At 65.2% G+C, this 19947-nt stretch carries 20 protein-coding genes; 15 read left to right on the forward strand and 5 right to left on the reverse strand.

What is annotated here, in order from left to right:
* The first annotated feature begins 114 nt into the window (after nt 1-114).
* The 8 genes from egtB (at nt 115) to trxB (ending at nt 8920) form a co-directional block, all read left to right on the forward strand.
* Entirely contained in the window at nt 115-1368 is a 1254-nt protein-coding gene (egtB, locus tag FHS69_RS00210) for an ergothioneine biosynthesis protein EgtB (protein ID WP_166775645.1), read from the forward strand.
* Complete coding sequence (gene egtD / locus FHS69_RS00215) at nt 1368-2366, forward strand: L-histidine N(alpha)-methyltransferase (protein WP_067672442.1); 999 nt, start codon at nt 1368-1370, stop codon at nt 2364-2366. Before egtB ends, egtD begins: the two co-directional genes overlap by 1 nt.
* A gap of 50 nt (nt 2367-2416) precedes the next feature.
* Complete coding sequence (locus FHS69_RS00220; protein ID WP_166775647.1) at nt 2417-3076, forward strand: retropepsin-like aspartic protease family protein; 660 nt, start codon at nt 2417-2419, stop codon at nt 3074-3076.
* Between the two features lie 45 nt (nt 3077-3121).
* Nucleotides 3122-3865: a trehalose-phosphatase gene (gene otsB, locus FHS69_RS00225; protein ID WP_166775650.1), complete on the forward strand. Its 744-nt coding sequence runs from the start codon at nt 3122-3124 to the stop codon at nt 3863-3865.
* Entirely contained in the window at nt 3862-5649 is a 1788-nt protein-coding gene (locus FHS69_RS00230; protein ID WP_067464230.1) for a glycoside hydrolase family 15 protein, read from the forward strand. The genes otsB and FHS69_RS00230 overlap by 4 nt, the downstream gene beginning before the upstream one ends.
* Nucleotides 5650-5690: 41 nt before the next feature.
* Complete coding sequence (locus FHS69_RS00235) at nt 5691-7037, forward strand: alpha,alpha-trehalose-phosphate synthase (UDP-forming) (protein ID WP_341801605.1); 1347 nt, start codon at nt 5691-5693, stop codon at nt 7035-7037.
* A 57-nt stretch (nt 7038-7094) separates the two neighbouring features.
* Nucleotides 7095-7874: a tyrosine-protein phosphatase gene (locus tag FHS69_RS00240; RefSeq protein ID WP_166775652.1), complete on the forward strand. Its 780-nt coding sequence runs from the start codon at nt 7095-7097 to the stop codon at nt 7872-7874.
* A 62-nt stretch (nt 7875-7936) separates the two neighbouring features.
* Nucleotides 7937-8920, forward strand: coding sequence for a thioredoxin-disulfide reductase (trxB, locus tag FHS69_RS00245; RefSeq protein WP_166775653.1), 984 nt, complete (start codon nt 7937-7939; stop codon nt 8918-8920).
* A 120-nt stretch (nt 8921-9040) separates the two neighbouring features.
* On the opposite strand, the gene FHS69_RS00250 is transcribed toward trxB, so the two are convergent.
* The 3 genes from FHS69_RS00250 to FHS69_RS00260 all read right to left on the reverse strand — a co-directional run bounded on the left by FHS69_RS00250 (nt 9041) and on the right by FHS69_RS00260 (nt 10976).
* The gene (locus tag FHS69_RS00250) at nt 9041-9475 is read right to left on the reverse strand and encodes an MAPEG family protein (RefSeq protein ID WP_166775655.1); all 435 of its coding nucleotides are present in this window, start codon (nt 9473-9475) and stop codon (nt 9041-9043) included.
* 11 nt (nt 9476-9486) lie between these two features.
* The gene (locus FHS69_RS00255; RefSeq protein WP_166775657.1) at nt 9487-9936 is read right to left on the reverse strand and encodes an MAPEG family protein; all 450 of its coding nucleotides are present in this window, start codon (nt 9934-9936) and stop codon (nt 9487-9489) included.
* A gap of 83 nt (nt 9937-10019) precedes the next feature.
* Nucleotides 10020-10976 carry a threonine ammonia-lyase gene (locus tag FHS69_RS00260; RefSeq protein WP_166775659.1) on the reverse strand — a complete coding sequence of 319 codons (957 nt, stop codon included), beginning with the start codon at nt 10974-10976 and terminating at the stop codon, nt 10020-10022.
* Between the two features lie 67 nt (nt 10977-11043).
* Here FHS69_RS00260 and FHS69_RS00265 point away from each other — a divergent pair, with 67 nt between their 5' ends.
* The 7 genes from FHS69_RS00265 (at nt 11044) to FHS69_RS00295 (ending at nt 18486) form a co-directional block, all read left to right on the forward strand.
* Entirely contained in the window at nt 11044-12255 is a 1212-nt protein-coding gene (locus FHS69_RS00265; RefSeq protein WP_166775661.1) for a saccharopine dehydrogenase family protein, read from the forward strand.
* Between the two features lie 112 nt (nt 12256-12367).
* Nucleotides 12368-13720 carry an oxygenase MpaB family protein gene (locus tag FHS69_RS00270; protein WP_166775663.1) on the forward strand — a complete coding sequence of 451 codons (1353 nt, stop codon included), beginning with the start codon at nt 12368-12370 and terminating at the stop codon, nt 13718-13720.
* A 56-nt stretch (nt 13721-13776) separates the two neighbouring features.
* A complete protein-coding gene (locus FHS69_RS00275; RefSeq protein WP_166775665.1) occupies nt 13777-14466 on the forward strand; it encodes a CerR family C-terminal domain-containing protein in 690 nt (229 codons plus the stop codon).
* 3 nt (nt 14467-14469) lie between these two features.
* A complete protein-coding gene (locus FHS69_RS00280) occupies nt 14470-15648 on the forward strand; it encodes a carboxynorspermidine decarboxylase (protein ID WP_166775668.1) in 1179 nt (392 codons plus the stop codon).
* Between the two features lie 189 nt (nt 15649-15837).
* Complete coding sequence (locus FHS69_RS00285; protein ID WP_166775670.1) at nt 15838-17040, forward strand: type III PLP-dependent enzyme; 1203 nt, start codon at nt 15838-15840, stop codon at nt 17038-17040.
* A gap of 124 nt (nt 17041-17164) precedes the next feature.
* A complete protein-coding gene (locus FHS69_RS13925; RefSeq protein WP_166775672.1) occupies nt 17165-17863 on the forward strand; it encodes a glutathione S-transferase N-terminal domain-containing protein in 699 nt (232 codons plus the stop codon).
* Entirely contained in the window at nt 17860-18486 is a 627-nt protein-coding gene (locus FHS69_RS00295; protein WP_166775674.1) for a 2-hydroxychromene-2-carboxylate isomerase, read from the forward strand. The genes FHS69_RS13925 and FHS69_RS00295 overlap by 4 nt, the downstream gene beginning before the upstream one ends.
* Here the strand turns inward: FHS69_RS00295 and FHS69_RS00300 are convergent.
* A complete protein-coding gene (locus tag FHS69_RS00300; RefSeq protein ID WP_166775676.1) occupies nt 18483-19256 on the reverse strand; it encodes a hypothetical protein in 774 nt (257 codons plus the stop codon). The genes FHS69_RS00295 and FHS69_RS00300 overlap by 4 nt on opposite strands.
* Nucleotides 19253-19945, reverse strand: coding sequence for a nitroreductase (locus tag FHS69_RS00305; protein WP_208380048.1), 693 nt, complete (start codon nt 19943-19945; stop codon nt 19253-19255). Before FHS69_RS00305 ends, FHS69_RS00300 begins: the two co-directional genes overlap by 4 nt.
* Nucleotides 19946-19947 lie beyond the last annotated feature (2 nt).

Below are 19947 nucleotides of genomic sequence, written 5' to 3' on the forward strand. Positions count from 1 at the left end.
CAGTCGATTGTTTGGGCATGGTTTTCGGCCCCCGGCCTTTAAAGCGACTTTGAATTGCGCCATGGTGGATCGTGGTCGCCAGCTTCCGGCGACCGCTGTTCAGGGGGACCGGCGTTGAACCAGGTCCGGCCACAGGCGCAGCCCGCGCTTGGAGAGGAAATCGAGGCCCGCTATGCAGCGACCCGCGCGCTCACCGAAGCGCTGGTCGCGCCCTTGTCGGATGCCGACGCGACGATCCAGTCGATGGAGGATGCGAGCCCCGCCAAGTGGCATCTCGCGCACACCACCTGGTTCTGGGAAACCTTCCTTCTGCGCGATCGGCTCGACGGGTATCGGCTCTATGACGAGGACTGGCCGTTCGTCTTCAATTCCTATTACGAAGCGGAGGGCGAACGGATCGCGCGATTTTCCCGCGGGATGCTGTCGCGCCCCACGCTCGACGAAATCCGCGCATGGCGTGCGCATGTCGACGCGGCGATGGCGCCGCTGTTCGCACGCGAGGAACTGGCGTCGCTGATTGAACTGGGTATCAGCCACGAACAGCAGCACCAGGAATTGCTGCTTACCGACATCAAGCATGGTCTGTTCCAGAACCCGTTGGGCGCGGCCATGTGGGACCGGCGACCAGCGGCAGCCCGCCCGCAGGACGAAGGCTGGCACGAGCATCCCGGCGGGATCGCCCGCATCGGCCATCAGGCGGACGGGTTTGCCTTCGACAATGAAGGGCCCGCGCACCGCGTCCTGCTCGAACCGTTCGCGCTCTCCTCGCGGCTGGTAACGAATGGTGAATGGGCCGAATTCATTGCCGATGACGGTTATGAAACTGCCAGCCTCTGGCTGTCCGACGGTTGGGCCTGGGTACGCGAGAATGCGATCAGCGCGCCGCTCTACTGGCGCGACGACGAGAATTTTACGCATTGCGGCTGGCACAAGCGCGACGCGGATGCCCCGGTCACGCATATCTCCTATTACGAGGCGGATGCCTTCGCGACCTGGGCGGGTCATCGATTGCCGACCGAGTTCGAATGGGAAGCGATCGCGCGCGGCCAGGAAGGGCAGGCGCAGGCGCATGACCCATTTGGGGGAAACCAGCTCGATGATGCCGGACCACCGCTTCCGCGGGGCGGCGAAGGGCTGTTCGGCGATTGCTGGCAGTTCACCCGTTCGGCCTATCTGCCCTATCCGCGGTTCCGGCCCGCCGCCGGCGCAGTGGGCGAATACAACGGCAAGTTCATGAGTGGGCAGTTCGTGCTCAAGGGGGCCAGTTGCGCCACCGCGCGCGGCCATTCGCGCGCCAGCTATCGCAATTTCTTCTACCCGCACCAGCGCTGGCAATTCACCGGGCTGCGTCTGGCAAAGGACATTTGATGACTACCGATACGGGGATCGCGCTGGTCGAGCGTGACGAGGAGGGCGTCGACAAGGCCTTCCGCAAGGATGTGTTGGCAGGGCTCGGGCAGGCGCCCAAGGCCATTCCCGCGCGCTGGTTCTACGACGAGGAAGGCTCGCGCCTGTTCGAACGGATCACGCAGGTCGGGGAATATTATCCGACCCGTGCAGAAACCGAAATTCTCGGATCGCGCGGCGGCGATTTCGCCGAGTTGATCGGGCCGGGAAGAGCGGTGGTCGAGTTCGGCTCGGGCAGTTCGGTAAAAACTCCGCTGCTGCTCGAGGCAATCGATCCCGCCGCCTATGTGCCGCTCGATATTTCGGGCGATTTCCTGCGCGAGAGCGCGGCGGCGCTGGGAGCGAAGTTTCCCGGGCTGCCCGTGCATCCCGTCGAAGCCGATTTCATGCGCCGGGTAAGCCTGCCCGATGCTGTGGCCGCACTGCCCAAGCTGGGCTTCTTCCCCGGATCGACCATCGGCAACATGGTTCCGCGTACCGCGGTCGACCTGTTGCGTTCGATGCGGGCCACGCTGGGCGCGGACGAGGGCGCCAGCCCGCTGCTGCTGATCGGGATGGACCTCGTCAAGGACAGCGGCGTGCTCGAATCTGCCTATGACGATGCCGAGGGCGTGACCGCGGCATTCAACATGAACCTCCTGACGCGGATCAACCGCGAACTGGGCGGGACCATTCCTGCCGACGCCTTCGCACACGAGGCGCGCTGGAACGACGATCTGGCGCGGATCGAGATGCATCTGGTCGCGACGAGGGATGTCGCTTTCGAAGTGTCGGGCGAACGTTTCACCATGCAGCGCGGCGAAACCATCCACACCGAGAACAGCCACAAGTTCACTCCGCGCACCGCCAGTCTGCTGTTGCTCGCGGGGGGCTGGACGCCGCTGGAACGCTGGACCGATGCGAAAGACCAGTTCTCGGTCCTCCTCGCGCGGGCGACCGACCAGCGCGAGGCCCCCTGACGCCGCGCGAGTTCATGGACGCGACACCGGCGCGTTCCTATATGTGACGCATGGAACTCGAACCCGTCTTCAATGCCGCGGCGGATACGCTACGCGCGATCCCCCGATCCGAACTGCTGATCGCTGCGGTTGCCGCGATGGTGCTCGGCTGGATCGGTGCGATGATCGCCAAGCGTTCGGCGCTGGGCGGAGTGCTGCGGCTGGCCAGTTCGGCGGCGCTGGGGCTCATCCTGCTGGCGGTGGTGCTGCAATTGTCGCGGTTCGACCCGCGCTTCGACGTCGCCGTGCCGCAGATCGGCCTGCCCGAACAGGTTGTCGAGGGCGGCGAAACGCGGATTCCGCTGTCGGCCGATGGCCATTTCTGGGTGCGCGCCGACGTCAACGGCGTGCCGGGCAATTTCATGATCGATACCGGCGCCACGCTGACTGCGATTTCCGCGCCGCTCGCCGAGCGCGCGGGGCTCGAACCGCGTCGTGGCGGGATCCCGATCATGCTGGGCACTGCCAACGGCACGGTGCAAGCGCATGTCGCGACGATCGACAGCCTGACCTTCGGCAATGTCAGCGCCAGCGGGACCGACGCGGCGATCGCCGAGAATTTCGGCGATTTCAATGTTATCGGAATGAATGTGCTGGCCCGGCTTGGCTCGTGGCGGGTCGAGGACAACACGCTCATCCTCGTCCCCCGCGCCGAGGATACGATTTCGTGAATTCACCCGTTGGATGCGGCGCACCGAACCGCTAGGCCGGGGGCGATGGACGGCCCGACTAAGCTTCCGCCCCCGCCGCCACTGGCGCGACTGCTCGACAGCGGCCCCGCGGCGCTGTTCCTGGATTTCGACGGGACGCTGGTCGATATCGCGCCGCGCCCCGGCGACATCCACGTTCCCGACGGCTTGCTCGACCGGTTGCACGCGCTGCGCGACCGGCTTGAAGGCCGGCTGGCGCTGGTCAGCGGCCGCGCGCTCGACGATCTGACCGGACATCTGGGTCAACCGGCAATCTGCCGCGCCGGATCGCACGGGGCCTCGCGGTTCCTCGCCGACGGGACGCGTCTGGGTGACGAACCACTTGGCCTGTCCGATGGCTCGGTTGCCGAGTTGCGCGCCTTCGCCGAGGCGCATGGCCTGTTCTACGAGACCAAGACGCATGGCGGCGCGCTGCATTTCCGCGGCGCACCCGAGAAGCGCGAAGCGACCCTGGCTTTCGCGGAAGAGTTCGCCGCTTCGCGCGATTTGTGCGTGACAAGCGGGAAGGGAGTCGCCGAACTCGTGCGTCCCGGGGCGACCAAGGCGGCGGCGGTCGAAGCCTTCATGCAGGTTGCGCCCTTCGCGGGCGCCGCGCCGGTGTTCATCGGTGATGACGTGACCGACGAGGACGGCTTTGTCGGCGCGATCGAACACGGCGGTTTCGGGATCGCCGTGGGCGAACGTCCGAGCGAGAAGGCACGATACGGACTCGACAGCGTTGCTGCAGTGCACCATTGGTTGGAGATATGATGCAGTCGGACCTCGAGCTTTCCCCGATCGGCAATTGCCAAGTCAGCACCCTGGTCGATAGCGAGGGGGCCTTCGTCTGGGGCTGCGTCCCGCGGGTCGATGGCGATCCGATCTTCTGCTCGCTGCTCAATGACAATGCCCGCGATCGCGGCATCTGGCGGTTCGAACTCGAAGGGCAGGCACGCAGCAGCCAGCGCTACGAACGCAACACCGCAATCCTGATCACCCGGCTCGAGGCCGAGGACGGGAGCGCGGTGGAGATCCACGATTTCGCGCCACGTTTCGAGCGCTCGGGGCGGATGTACCGCCCGGTGGCCTATGCGCGGATCGTGCGCCCCGTCGCCGGCGCGCCGCGACTGCGTGTCGTGCTCGCGCCGATGAACGGCTATGGCGCCTCGCTCGCCGAAACCACCAACGGTACCAACCACATCCGCTATTTGATCGGCCCGCAGGCGCTGCGCCTGTCGACCGATGCGCCGGTCGGCTATCTGCTTGAAGGGCGCAGCTACCGGGTCGAGAGCGACCAGCACTTCTTCCTCGGCCCCGACGAGCCCTTCGTCGGCAATATCCGCAGCGAAGTGCGGCGGATGGAAGCGATGACTGCGCGCTACTGGCAGCACTGGGTGCGCGGGCTGCACATCCCGCTCGAATGGCAGGAAGAGGTCATCCGCGCGGCGATTGCGCTCAAGCTGTGCCAGCACGAGGAAACCGGCGCCATCGTCGCCGCGCTGACCACCTCGATCCCCGAAGCCGCGAACAGTCAGCGCAACTGGGATTATCGCTACTGCTGGATCCGCGACAGCTATTACACCGTCCAGGCGCTCAACCGGCTGGGCGCGCTCGACGTGCTCGAGAAATATCTCGCCTATCTGCGCAACATCGTCGACCAGGCGCGCGGCGGTCAGATCCAGCCGCTCTATTCGGTGATGGGCGCCGACCAGTTGCACGAATTCGAGGCGCAGCACCTCGCGGGCTATCGCGGCATGGGGCCGGTGCGTGTGGGCAATGCGGCCTACAAGCAGGTGCAGCATGACTGCTATGGCCAGATCGTCATGCCGACCGCGCAGGCGTTCTTCGACACGCGCCTCCTGCGCATGGCGGACGAGCGCGATTTCGAACATCTGGAAGAAGTGGGCGAGGCCGCCTGGGCCAAGCACGACCAGCCCGACGCCGGGCTGTGGGAGTTCCGTACACGGCAGGAAGTACACACCTATTCGGCCGTGATGTGCTGGGCGGCCTGCGACCGGCTGGCCAATGTCGCTGCGACGCTGGGCAAGGGCGACCGCGTGCTTCACTGGAAGCAGCGTGCCGAGGCGATCCGTGCGAAGATCGAGGAGCATGCGTGGAGCGAGGAAGGCGAGCATTACGGTGCCAGCTTCGAAAGCGATTATCTCGATGCCAGCCTGCTGCAGATGGTCGAGCTGCGTTATCTCAAGCCCGATGACGAGCGCTTCCTCAAGACCTTCGCCGCGGTTGAGCGCGATTTGCGGCGCGGGGACCACATGCTGCGCTATGCCGCCGAGGACGATTTCGGCGCGCCCGAAACCGCGTTCAATGTCTGCACCTTCTGGCTGATCGAGGCGCTCGCGCTGGTCGAGCGTCGCGAAGAAGCGCGCGAGATGTTCGAGGCCATGCTCAGCCACACCACCGCCTCGGGCATGCTGAGCGAGGATCTCGACTACGAAACCGATGAATTGTGGGGGAACTTCCCGCAGACCTACTCGCTGGTTGGTATAATCAATTGTGCTGGCCTGCTGAGTAAACCGTGGAGCGAAGTACGCTGACCGATCAACCCCGACTCGTCGTTATTTCCAACCGCGTTGCAGTGCCCAAGGCACGTGGCGCAGCGGGCGCACAGGGCGGTCTTGCGGGCGCGTTGCATGCCGCACTCAGCGACCGCAAGGGGCTGTGGTTCGGCTGGTCGGGGCAGGAAAGCGAGAGCGGACGCACCGGGCATATCGACACGCAGACCAATGATGGCGTGACCACTGCGACGATCGATCTGTCGCAGCGCGACATCGACGAGTATTACAATGGTTATGCTAATTCGACGTTGTGGCCGCTGTTCCACTACCGGCTCGACCTCGCCAAGTACGAACGCGAGACGGGCAAGGGCTATGAACGCGTCAACGAACGCTTCGCCGAGCTGGCAGCGCCGCTGATCGAGCCCGACGATGTCGTATGGGTTCACGATTATCACCTGATCCCGCTGGGCGAACGGCTGCGTTCGCGCGGGGTCAAGAACCGGATCGGCTTCTTCCTGCACATCCCCTGGCCGCCGACGCGGCTGTTCGTATCGCTGCCCTATCACGAGCGGCTGGTCCGCACGCTGCTCTATTACGACGTGATCGGCTTCCAGACGCAGGAATGGCTCGAAAGCTTCCTCCATTATTGCGAGAACGAGCTCGGCGCCGAGGTCGACGGCGAAAAGGGCACCGTCAGCTTCGAGGGGCGCACGACAATCGCCCGCGCCTATCCGATCGGGATCGATTGGGATCATTTCTCGAAGCTGGGCGAGACAGGCGAGGCACGGCAGGCGCAGCAACGCCTGCTGAGTTCCAGCCGCCGCCGTACCGCGATGATCGGGGTCGACCGGCTCGATTATTCGAAGGGCATTCCCGAACGCATCGATGGCATCGGGCGCTTTTTCGACAAGCATCCCGAGCGGGTGAAGGACCTGGTGTTCATCCAGGTTGCGCCGCCCAGCCGCGAGGATGTCGAGAGCTACCAGGCAATCCGCGCCGAGCTCGAACAGAAATGCGGTCGCATTAACGGCGCGCGCAGCGAAGTGGACATGGTGCCGATCCGCTATGTCAATCGCGGCTACAGCCATGAAGAGCTGTTCGGTTTCTTCCGCGCCGCCAAGATCGGGCTGGTCACTCCCCTGCGCGACGGGATGAACCTTGTTGCCAAGGAATATATCGCGGCGCAGGACCCCGAGGATCCCGGCGTGCTGATCCTCTCGCGCTTCGCCGGCGCGGCGGCGCAGATGCCCGATGCGGTGCTGGTCAATCCGCACAGCCCCGACGACATCGCGCATGCGATCCAGACCGCGCTCGACATGACCCTGGAAGAACGCAAGGCGCGCTACCAGAAGCTGATCGCCACCGTCCGCGACGACAATGTACAGGACTGGACCGCCAATTTCCTGCGCGATCTGAGCGAGGCCTGAGGGCGTCGCCGCTCGCTGCGATTGCGCATGTCCTGCCGCGCTGCCACCGTCGCGCGCATGATTCGCGAACCATTTCTCGAGACGCAGGGCATCCACAACTTCCGCGATTACGGGGGCTGGCATACGCGCGGGGGCGGGCAGGTCCGCACCGGCCTGCTGTTCCGCTCGGGCCACCATGTGGAAGCGACCGACGAGGACCTTGCGGCGATCGCGCCGCTGGGCATCCACACGGTCATCGACCTGCGCGGGGCAAGCGAGCGTGCGGCCAATCCCTGCCGCCGCGTCGAAGGGTTTGATGGCGAGGTGCTGTTCTACGACGGCGAGACCACTTCCAGCCCGCCGCATATGGATATCGGCCCCGACACCAGCGCCGCCGATTTCGCGCGCGAACGCATGCTCGCGGTCTATACGCGCATGCCCGACAATCCGGCGATGATCGACATGTTCGGCCGTTATCTCACCGTCCTTGCACAGCGCGACGGCGCCAGCCTCGTCCATTGCTATGCCGGCAAGGACCGCACCGGCGTGGCAGCGACGATGCTGCTGCACATCCTCGGCGTGGCCGAGGAAGACCAGCGCCGCGAATTCCTGCGCACCAACGACAGCCCGACCTTCGACGTACTCGCGCGGCAATCGCTGCCCGGGATCGAGGCGCGGCTGGGCCGCAAGCTGGACAAGGGCGCGGCGAAGGACCTGCTCGGCGTGCGCGAGGAATATCTCGATCGCTATCTCGAGATCGCGACCGAGCGCCACGGCAGCTTCGATGGCTATCTGGAACGGGCGATAGGTGTGGATGACGCACTGCGCGATGCGCTGATCACCCGCTTCGTGGCGTGACTCTGCGGCTGCGGCTTCCCATATAGCCGCGAACACTTCTTCAGACTGACGGATTTGACGACATGGCTACCCATCGCACCAAGATGCTCATCATCGGCTCGGGCCCCGCGGGCTATTCGGCCGCCATCTATGCGGCGCGTGCGATGATGGAACCGATCGTGGTGCAGGGGCTCCAGCCGGGTGGGCAGCTGACCATCACCACCGATGTCGAGAATTATCCCGGTTTCGCCGATGTGGTGCAGGGCCCGTGGCTGATGGAGCAGATGCAGAAGCAGGCCGAACATGTCGGCACGCGGATGATGTGGGACACGATCGTCGATGTCGACGTATCGAACGGCTCGCCCTTTACCGCGACTGGCGACAGCGGCGATGAATATGTCGCCGACGTGCTGGTGATCGCCACCGGCGCGCAGGCCAAATGGCTGGGCGTTCCGGGCGAGATGGAACTGGGCGGCAAGGGCGTCAGCGCCTGCGCTACGTGCGACGGGTTCTTCTACCGCGGCAAGAAGGTCGCGGTGATCGGCGGCGGCAACACCGCGGTCGAGGAAGCGCTCTACCTCACCAACCATTCGGACGATGTCACGCTGATCCACCGCCGCGACGAATTGCGCGCGGAAAAAATCCTGCAGGAGCGCCTGCTCAACCATCCCAAGATCAGCGTGATCTGGAACAAGGCGGTCGAAAGCTTCGAAGCCGGGCCGACCGGCGCGCTGGGACATCTCAACCTGCGGGACACGGTCACTGGCGAAGACAGCACGCTCGAAGTCGACGGCGCCTTCGTTGCCATCGGCCATGCGCCAGCGACCGAGCTGTTCAAAGGCAAGCTGCCGATGGACGAGGGCGGCTACCTGCTGACCGAACCGGGCTCGCCCAAGACCGATGTGCCCGGCGTCTTCGCCGCGGGTGACGTCACCGACCACGTCTACCGCCAGGCGGTCACTGCCGCGGGGATGGGCTGCATGGCCGCGCTCGACGCCGAACGGTTCATCGCGGGGCTGGAGATCGATGCCGACGGCCACGCGCATGAGGCCGAAGCGGCGGAATAGCTCTCTGCACAGTCATTGCGAGCCGCAGGCGAAGCAATCCATCAACCGACCTTGCGCCGAGTGGCTACGTCGGAGGTGGATCGATGCGGAGCCCGCGGCTCTCTGCATTGACGTGCTGACTTACATGTGGATGTCGAACACCATGATGGCGGCGTGGAAGATCAGTACCATCAGCGCCACGCTCGACAGCGCGTAGAGCACGAAGCGCACCATCACGACATTTGCGGTCGCCTGCACCAGCGAATGGATGATTCGCAGGCCGACGTAGATCCACGCGATCAGCGCGTTCATGCCGTCGCCCAGGCCGATCATCGCCAGCACCAGCGCAACCGCGTAGAACACCGTCGGCGCTTCGTGCAGATGGTTGTAATTGTGCGCTTTCCACTGGACTTCGGCGGGCAGCGTCTCGTCCAGCGCCTTGGTCCGGCGCGCGTCATTGGGGTCGATCCCCGCCTTCGACATCGCCGGAATGCGCGTGGCGTACATCCACAGCCACATGATCATGGTCCATGCCAGCAGCACGACGATCGGCTGGAGGATTTGCGATTGAATCATGGAAAACTCCGTCAGGCCGGCGCAAGGCCGGGATCGTGGAACAGCGTCAGCGCGAGCGCGCGATAGGCGAGATAGATCAGCGCGGCGGTCGAGGCGAGGAACAGCAGGAACCGCACTTTCACGACATTGACCGTGACCTGCCAGATCGAATGGACGATCCGCAGGCCGACATAGATCCAGGCGAAGACCACATCGAGCGCGCCCGCACCCATCAGCGCGATGATCACGCTGACGGCGTAGAACAGCGTCGGCTGCTCCATCAGATGCGCGTAATTGTGCGATTTCCAGTTGATCCGGTCAGGCAACACGCCCTCCAGATCCTGTCCGCGTCCGCCGGGCTTGGCATTCCCGAGGCCGCCGGCCTTGCCCAGTGCGGGCAACCGCGTGAACGCCATCCAGAACAGGACCACGATCGACCACGCCACGAGCACTGCCGCTGGCGCGAGCATTTGGGCTAGCATCTGGTTTCTCCCCTCAGACCCGTTTGCGCGCGAGAGTGGTGGTCCGCATCCGGATTGTCAAATGCAACCTATCGCGCTGCGTCTCAGCCGCGCAGCGTCTCCGCAAAGCTTGCCGCATCGGTATTGCCGCCGGTCACCATGATGACGGTGTCCTCGTCCACTGGCACCTTGCCCGCCAGCGCTGCAGCCAGCGCGGCCGCGCCACCGGGTTCGACCACGAGATTGAGCCGCGCGAAGGCGAAGCGCTGCGCCGCGCGGACCTCTTCATCGGTCACCGTGACGCCCGGCTCGGCGCGACCGTGAAGCACTGACAGCACGATCGGTCCGGTCGCATCGGGTTGCAGCGCATCGCAGATCGTCGCGGGCGGATTGGCCCCGACGCGGACGACTTCGCCTGCTTCGAGCGCCCGTCCGACCATGTCCCAGCCCTGCGGTTCGACCACGTGGATCGCGCTGTCGGGGCAGGCGAGCGCGAGTCCTGCGGACAGTCCGCCACCTCCGCAGCAGGCCACCAGCCGCGATGGCGCGCGGCCAAGCTGCGCGGCGATCTCGACGCCAGCGCTGCCTTGCCCCTCGATCACCCACGCATCGGCGAAGGCATGCACCAAAGTGGCGCCGGTCTCGGCGACGATGCCCGCAGCCACTTCGTCGCGGTCCTGCCCGGGCCGGTCGTAGAGGACGATCTCCGCGCCCAGCGCGCGGGTAGCCTCGAGCTTTACCTGCGGGGCATTGCGGGGCATCACGATCGTCGCGGCAATGCCCAGCCGCCGCGCGGCCCAGGCGACGCCCTGTGCGTGATTGCCCGAGGATACCGCCACCACGCCGCGCTTTTTCTCCGCCTCATCGAGGTTCGACAGCCGCCACCAGCCGCCGCGGATCTTGAACGCGCCTATGGGTTGCAGACTTTCCGCCTTCACATGGCAGCGCACCCCGTCGATCTCGATCGGCAGCAGCGGGGTCGGCGGAAGCAGTTCGGCAATGGAGGCGGCCGCGGCGAGAACGCCTTCTCGGGTCGGCTTGCGCATATCGTCTCGGATCATTTGGCCCCCGTAGCGCATTTCGCTAGGGGGCACGCAAGATTCGAATTTCCACGAAAGAGGTTTACCCATGTCCACAGTCCTGGTGATCGGTGCGGGCGGCGTCAGCTCGGTCTGCGTCCACAAGATGGCGATGAACGCGGATATCTTCGGCGATATCCATCTCGCCAGCCGCACCAAGAGCAAATGCGACATCATCGCCGCGAGCGTGAAGGAGCGCACCGGGCAGGATGTGGCGACCTACGAGATCGACGCCGAGGAAGTCCCGGCGATGGTCAATCTGATCCGGAAGGTCGGCCCGAGCCTGGTGGTCAATCTCGCGCTGCCGTATCAGGACCTGCCGATCATGGATGCCTGCCTTGAAGCGGGCGTCGATTACCTCGACACTGCCAATTACGAGCCGAAGGACGAGGCCAAGTTCGAATACAAGTGGCAGTGGGCCTATCACGACCGCTTCAAGCAGGCCGGGCTGATGGCGCTGCTGGGTTCGGGTTTCGATCCGGGCGTTACCAGCGTCTTCACCATGTGGCTGAAGAAGCACAAGCTGAAGTCTATCCGCCAGCTCGACATCCTCGATTGCAACGGCGGCGATCACGGGCAGGCCTTCGCCACCAATTTCAATCCGGAAATCAACATCCGCGAAGTCACCGCGCCTGCGCGCCACTGGGAAAACGGCGAGTTCGTCGAGACCCCGGCAATGGGCAAGAAGGTCGAATTCGACTTCGAGGCGGTCGGCCCGAAGAACATGTACATGATGTATCACGAGGAGCTCGAAAGCCTCGCCAAGTTCAACCCCGAGATGGAGCGGGCGCGCTTCTGGATGACCTTCGGCGATGAATACATCAAGCACCTGACCGTGCTGCAGAATGTCGGCATGACGCGGATCGACCCGGTCAAGTACCAGGGCAAGGAAATCATCCCACTGCAGTTCCTCGCCGCCGTGCTGCCCAAACCCGAAACGCTGGGCGAAACCACCAAGGGCAACACCAATATCGGCGTGATCGCGACCGGCGAGGCGCTCGACGGCTCGGGTGAGAAGACCTTCTACATCAACAATATCTGCAGCCACGAAGCGGCTTACGAGGAAACCGGCAACCAGGCGGTTTCCTATACCACCGGCGTCCCGGCCATGATCGGCAGCGCGATGATGGTCACCGGCAAATGGACCGGCGACGGCGTGTTCAACATGGAAGAAATGGACCCCGATCCCTTCATGGACATGCTCAACGATCACGGGCTGCCGTGGCAGGTGAAGGAACTCGACGGTCCGGTAGAGTTCTGATCCGCTAGGGCGGGGGCCGCGTCAGGCGGCGCCCGCCACGCTTGCGCCCGCAGCGAAGGCGGGTTGACCTTTATATCGATCGATATAAATTGGGCGGCCGGAGGAGTCGCCCATGGCTACGCTTGCACAGGATGTTTCGACCGAGCCGCTGGCCCGGGCGCCGCTCTATCCGCCGAAGGTGATCGCGCAAAAGGGTGCGATCCCAGAGATATACGGCGCGGTCGATTTCACGCGGCTGCCCGAGCGCTATTCGGTGGATCCCGCCGACGCGGTCGAACTGCCGGCCCGGATGGCCGGTCGCCGCGCCGAACTGCTGGCCGACGAAGACTGCATCGCCACCATCCGCGGCTATACGATGATGGGCGACCGCACCGCCGACGCCTATGCCGCGCTGATGCCCGAATTCGGGTTCCGCCGCTTGGTCGACATGCTCGACAGGGCCTGCGACCAGGGGATCGAGGCGGTGCCCGACGCGCCTGCCGAATTGCGTGCCTTCATCGCGGCGATGGAAGCGAAGCCCGCGTGGCTCGACATGGCGCTGGTCGAGCAGGGTGCGCGGATCGAGCGCAACACGCATGTCCACCTGACGCCCTTCGTGCTGCGCGGTGCCTTCATCGCGACTTTCATGAACAAGTACAGCGCCTTGCCGATGGCGCTGACCGGTACGCTGTCGAACAACACCGCCGCGCGCCGTGCCTATGAAACCGGGAGCTTCTTCACCTCCACGCTGATGCCGGGCGCGCTGCAGCGCTTCGGGGCGGGCTTCAAGGCCGCCGCCAAGGTGCGGCTGATGCATTCGATGGTGCGCGCCAACATCATGCGCAGCGGCAAGTGGGACGTCGGCGTCTATGGCATTCCGATCCCGCAGGTCGACCAGATGCCCGCCGGGCTGATCGGGACCTACCTGATGGCGCGCGATGTCCTCGACAGCGGCCGCGAGACTTTCACGCCCGAAGAGCGCGCCAGGGTCGAACTCGCGCGCTATCGCTGCTTCCTGCTCGGCCTGCCCGAGGACCTGTTGAGCGATACGCCGCGCGGTATCGAAAAGCTGTGGCTGACACGCTCGGCCACGCTGCGCGCCGAATTCGAACCCGAAACCTGCGGCGCGCTGCTGCGCGCCACGATGGAAGCCGAGATGACCCAGGGAGAGGGGGCCTTGGCGGGGGCGAGGCGCTGGATGGAGGGTGGCTTTTCCAAGCTGTTCTTCATCCAGCACTTCATGGGCGGCGACCGCGCGCTGGCGGCCAGCGTCGGGGTCGAGATGTCCGCGCTCGACAAACTCGCAGCGATCTGTGCGCTGGGCTTCGTCCATAGCCGGATCCGCCTGTACCGGGCCTTGGCCGCGCTTCCGCTCACGCGCAACTGGGCCGACCGGCGGCTGGTCGGGAAGCTTGCCCATTTGCTCGAAACCTACGGCCACGCCGACTTCATCACCGACGCGAGCAAATATAAGCCCGCGCTCTGACGGTCGCTTGCGGGCAGGCTCTGGAGCTTGCCCGCAGCTTGCCCTATGGGCGCCGCATGGCCCCCAGACGATCCGCCCCCCGCGGCAGCTATGCCAAGAGCGCCGACACGCGCCGCGCCATTCTCGACGCGGCGATTCCGGCCTTTGCCGAACATGGCCCCGAAGGCGCCAGCACGCGCGGCATCGCCACCGCGGCAGGCGTCAACCAGCCTGCGCTGAACTACCATTTCGGCTCGAAGGACGGGCTCTATCGCCACTGCGCGGAGGCGATCGTCGACCGCTTTACGCTGAGCATGGGCGAATCGACTGCCCCGGCGGTCGAATTCCTCGCCGCAGGCGGCAGCGATGCGGCGCGCGCGCACGCGCTGCTCAACGGCGTGATGCACGGGCTCGTGGACACGCTGGTGGCGAGCACCGATGCGCAGGTCTGGTCGGGCTTCGTCGCGCGCGAAATGCACGCGCCGGGCGAGGCTTTCGCCGTGCTCTACGACCGGCTGTGGCAACCGGGCACCGAACTTGCCGCGCAGCTGCTCCACGCGGCGCGCGGAGGGCGCGGCGGGATCGAGACCGCGCGGCTCGAAGCGGCCATGCTGATCAGCAATCTGGTCGCTTTCACCAGCGGCCGTCGCGTTACCAAGAAGATCATGGGCTGGCCGGAGATCGGACCCGACCAGCTCGCCGCAGTCCGTCGTTCGATCGCCCGTCAGGTCGATGCGCTGGTGGCTGTCGTGCCAGGAGACGAATAGACCATGGAAACCAGAGCCGGTGATCCCGGGGCCTTCGCCCAGTTCGACCTCAATCGCGTGGACAGTCCCGCCTTCGTGGTCGACGCCGCGCGGCTGCGCGCCAATTGCCAGGTGCTGGCCGAAGTGCGCGACGCAGCCGAGATAAAGATGTTCAGCGCGCTCAAGGCGTTCTCGATGTGGGCAACCGCGCCGATCATCGGCGAGTATCTAGACGGCGTATGCACGAGCGGATTGTGGGAAGCGCGGCTCGCCAGCGAATTCTACGACGGCGAGATCGCGACCTATTCGGCGGCCTACAAGCCCGAGGAACTCGACGAGGTCTGCCGCCTGTCCGACCACGTCATCTTCAATTCGCCCGGCCAGCTCGAACGCGCTGCGCTGATTCTCGAGAACGCGCGCGCCGCGGGGCAGGATTTCGACGTCGGCCTGCGCATCAACCCGCTGCATCCGACCGGCGAGGTGCCGCGTTACGACCCCTCCAGCCCCGGCAGCCGGCTGGGTTTCCCGATCGACCAGTTGACCCCGGAAATCATGGCGCAGGTCGACGGCATCCATTTCCACAATCTGTGCGAACAGGATTTCGAACCGCTGCATGCGACCTGGGACAAGGTCTTCGATGCGATCGAGCCGTGGTTCGGCCAGCTCAAGTGGATCAACATGGGCGGCGGTCACCACATCACGCGCGCCGACTACCAGCGCGAGGAACTGGTTGAATTTCTGCGCGACGCTAAAGACGACACCGGCGCGGAAATCTATCTCGAGCCCGGCGAGGCGGTGGCGCTCGATGCGGGCATCCTTGTCGGAACGATCCTCGATACCGGGTTCAACGGCGTACCCGTGGCGGTGGCCGACGTCTCCGCCACCTGCCACATGCCCGATGTGATCGAGGCGCCCTATCGCCCGGCCATGCTCGGCGAATCGCGCGACCAGGAAGTGCCCGAAGTGCGCATCGGCGGGCCGTCGTGCCTCGCGGGCGATGTCATCGGCGATTATCGCATCCCCGGCGGGGCGGAGGTGGGCAAGCGTTTCGCCTTCCTCGACCAGGCGCATTACTCGATGGTCAAGACCAACACCTTCAACGGTGTCAAGCTGCCCAGCATCTACCTCTGGGACAGCGAAACCGACCAGCTCGAGCTGGTCCGGGAATTCGGCTACGACACCTTCCGCGACCGGTTGAGCTGACGCTGCGGCGGGCGCGCGGAACACTCGCGCGGCTGGCGCTTTGAGTCAGTGAGTGCGGACGGCGCGGCCCGCGGCGATTGTACTTGCGTTCTCGCGCATATCCCCTATGTGCGCCGCTCCGCTGCCCCAAGGGGACTCGAACCGCAAGGCAGCCTTGTCTGAAACTAACCGTTTTGGGGGTCCCTTGAGTTGGTCACATATCCTGACGCCCGGTCCGTAGTTCGCGCTCTCCAGCCGGACGAACCGATCATCCTCAATCGCCCGCACGCCGCTGCGCGCGCCGCCCGCTTCTTCGTCGAGAAGTTTCCGGGCAAGTCGCTCTATGCGGTAAAGGCGAATCCGTCGCCCGACCTGCTGCAGGTATTGTGGGACAACGGCGTGACGCATTACGACGTCGCCTCGATCGCCGAAGTGCGGCTGGTCCGCGCCACGCTGCCCGGCGCAACGCTGTGCTTCATGCACCCGGTCAAGGCGCCCAGCGCGATCCGCGAAGCCTATCGCCAGCACGGCGTGCGCACCTTCAGCCTCGATTCGGTCGAGGAACTGGAGAAGATCGTCACTGCCTGCCGCGACGATGACGGCGAGCCTGCGCAGGATCTGCGGCTGTGCGTCCGCCTGCGTGTATCGAGCGAGTATTCCGAACTCAGCCTCGCGTCCAAATTCGGCTGCGACCTGACCGAGGCGCCCGAGCTGCTGCAACAGGCGCGTCAGCATGCCGACTGGCTCGGCGTGTGCTTCCATGTGGGCAGCCAGGCGATGACGCCCTTTGCCTATGTCCAGGCGCTCGAACGCGTGCGCGTGGCGATCGGCGAGGCTTCGGTGGTCATCGACATGATCGACGTCGGCGGCGGCTTCCCCTCGGTCTATCCGGGGATGGAGCCCCCGCCGCTGGAAGACTACTTCCAGATCATCCACCAGAACTTCTACAACCTGCCGATCGCGTATAACGCCGAGCTGTGGTGCGAACCGGGCCGTGCGCTGTGCGCCGAATATTCGTCGCTCATCGTCAAGGTCGAGAAGCGCCGCGGCGAGGAACTCTACATCAACGACGGCGCCTATGGCGCGCTGTTCGATGCCGCGCATGTGGACTGGAAATTCCCCGTCCGCGCGCTTGAGGACGACCTCATCAAGCCCGAGATGGATTTCGCCTTCTACGGCCCCACCTGCGACGATGCCGATTACATGCAGGGCCCCTTCGTCCTGCCCGAGGACATCCAAGCAGGCGATTTCATCGAGATCGGCATGCTCGGTGCCTATGGCGCGGCGATGAAGACCGATTTCAATGGCTTCGGCGCGGCCGATCGCGTGGTCGTCACCGACGAGCCGATGGCGAGCCTCTACGACGGCAGCCGTCAGCGTCCTGCGGCGGACAATGTGGTGAGCCTGCGCTAGCCATTTGCTCGACGGATCGACTCAATAAGCCCCGGCAGCCTCGCGCGCACCGGGGCTTTTTGCTTGCATCACCCGGCGCGGACCTGAATTCTCTGCGGCGAGAGAGAAGGGGAGAGACTGCCGCGTGATCGAATTCTTTACCGCGCCTGCGCCCAATGGGTGGAAGGTGGCCATCATGCTCGAGGAATGCGGGCTGGCGTATGAGCCGCGCTGGGTGGACCTGGCCGCAGGCGACCAGCATTCGGATGAGTATCTCGCGATCAATCCGAACGGCCGCATTCCCGCGATCATCGATCGCGCACCCGGCGATGGCGGCGAGCCGGTGACGGTGTTCGAATCGGGCGCGGTGCTGCTGTATCTGGCCGAGAAATCCGGGCGGTTCCTGCCCACCGATTTGCGCGGGCAATCGCGCGTGCGGCAATGGCTGTTCTGGCAAGTGGGACATCTTGGCCCCACGCTTGGTCAGCACGGCCATTTCCACCTCTATGCCGAAGAGAAGCTTCCCTATGCGATCGAACGCTTCCACCGCGAGGCGCTGCGTGTCTACAGCGTGATGGATCGCCGGTTGGGACAGTCGGAATATCTCGCAGGAAACGACTACAGCGTGGCCGACATGGCCTGCTTCCCATGGGTGCGAACCTGGAAAGCGCAGGGTATCCCGCTGGCGGAATATGCGCATGTGAAGCGCTGGTACGATGCGCTCAAACAGCGCGAAGCGCTGAGGCGCGGCGTATCGCTGGGCAGCGACCTCGCGCGGCGCGGCGAGATGACCGAAGAGCAGCGCAAGAACCTGTTCGGCACCGCGAAAGCGCGCGTCCAATGAGCGTGCGGGTAGAGTTCTTCTTCGACCTGTCGAGCCCGTGGACGCGGCTCGCCTTCGCCAACATCCGTCCGGCGCTGGTGGGACTGGATCACGCGATCATCTGGCGACCCTTCCTCGTCGGCGGGGTGTTCAACGCGGTGAACCCGTCGGTCTACGAAAACCGCAAGCCCGAGAACGCGGCGCGGCTTGCGCGCAGCTTCGACTGGCTCAAGCAATGGGCCGAGCTGGCGGGCGTCGCGATGAACTTCCCGTCGGAGCATCACCCACTCAAGTCGGTCCACGCGATGCGGTTCTGCTGCGCGCTGGAAGATGACCAGCCCGCGCTCGAGCGTTTCGCGAGCGAAGCGTTCGAGGCCTATTTCACCCACGCGCGCAATCTCGACGATCCGGCCGAACTGGTGGCGGTGGCCGACGCGGCGGGGCTCGATGGCGCGGTGCTGGCCGAACACGCACGCAGCCAGCCGGTCAAGGATCGCCTGCGCGCCAACACCGACGAGGCGATCGCGCGCGGGGCCTTCGGGTCGCCCACGATCATCGTCCATGATCCCGCCGGCGAGGAGCAGCTTTATTTCGGCAACGACCAGCTCCCGCTGGTGCGCGCCAGGGTCGCCGCGCTGGCCTAGCCGTATTGCTCGCGGTGTGCGTCGAGCACGGGTTTGACCCGGCCCAGCGCTGCGCCGATCAGGTCGGGCAATTGTTTCGCGTCGAGCTCGAGAACCGCATTATGCGCGGCGGCGATGCGGCGCGTGTCGGCCCAGTCCACGCCCAGTCCGATCGCCCAGTCGCGGAATGCGTCGGCCGCGCCCGCGCGCGGTTCGAGCGCCTTGGCAAGCGTGGGATGGAAGCCGAGCCGCCCGGTGAAGGGCAGCAGATTGAGCGGGAAACCCTTGCGCAGGTAGAAGAAGGTATCGTCCACATGCAGCGTCCCGCTCGCGCGATGCAGCATCAGCACGGAGGAGAAGTGGACGCTCTCGTCATCGCTGACCAGCACGACACCGCGCGGGACCGAGAAGGCGAAATCGTCCGCATAGCGTTGTGCCAGTGCGTCGTCCTCGCAGCGTAGGCTTTCCCACGGCAGGTCGGGCAGGTGTTCGAGATGCCGTGCGGTCCCGTAGAGCTTGGCCTGCGGGAATGCCCGGTGCATCCATTCGCAGTGCAGCGTGTGGAACGGATGGACGTTGATGATCGCCTCGACCCTGGCGCCGCCATCGGTCAGCGCATCGACCTCGGCGCGGATCGCGTCGGTGAGCGTATAGCTGTCGAGGAAGACGAAATTGCCATTGGCAAGCCGCACCAGCGAGCATTGCGTACCGACATCGAAGACCCCGCCGATGCGCAGGCTGCCGCGCACCGTCCAGAAGCCGTTGCCAAGATCGATCAGCCTGTCGCTCATTCGAACCCCACGAAACGCGCGGCCTCGGCCACCGGCTTGCGTTCGCTGACCACCGCATTGGCGGGGAAGCTCTCGTCGGGCCAGCCCATCGCGACCGCCTTCATGATCACCTGGTCATCGGGGATTCCGGCGTGTTCGCGCACCACCGGGCTTTGCATGATGCCCTGGCTGTTGATCACGCAGCCGAGCCCGCGGCTCCAGGCCGCGTTGACCAGCGCAGTGGTGACCGCGCCGCAATCGAAGGGCGTGTCGTCGCTGCCCGACAGTTCGCGGTCGTAGGTCACGATCACGCAGACCGGTGCGTCGAACTGGCGGAAGCCGCGCAGCACCCAGTCCTGCCGCTTCTCTTTGTCGTCGCGCTCGATTCCCATCGCGCCGAACAATTGCTTGGCCACGCCGATCTGGCGTTCGCGATGGACGCCCGCGAACGGCTCGCCTCGGCGGAATTCGCGGCTGTCGGGTTCGCCTGCGAGGATGCGCTCGGTATTGCCCTTGCGGATCCGGTCGAGCGGTTCGCCGGTAATGACATGGAAATGCCACGGCTGCGTGTTCATCGAAGTGGGCGAGCGCATGGCAAGCGTGAGGACTTCCTCGATCACTGCCTGCGGTACCGGCTTGTCGAGATAGCCCCTGATCGAGCGGCGGCCCATCACCACCTCGTCATAGGCCATATCCGGATTGCCGCTCATTC

Source organism: Qipengyuania flava (assembly GCF_011762005.1).
Lineage (GTDB): Bacteria > Pseudomonadota > Alphaproteobacteria > Sphingomonadales > Sphingomonadaceae > Qipengyuania > Qipengyuania flava.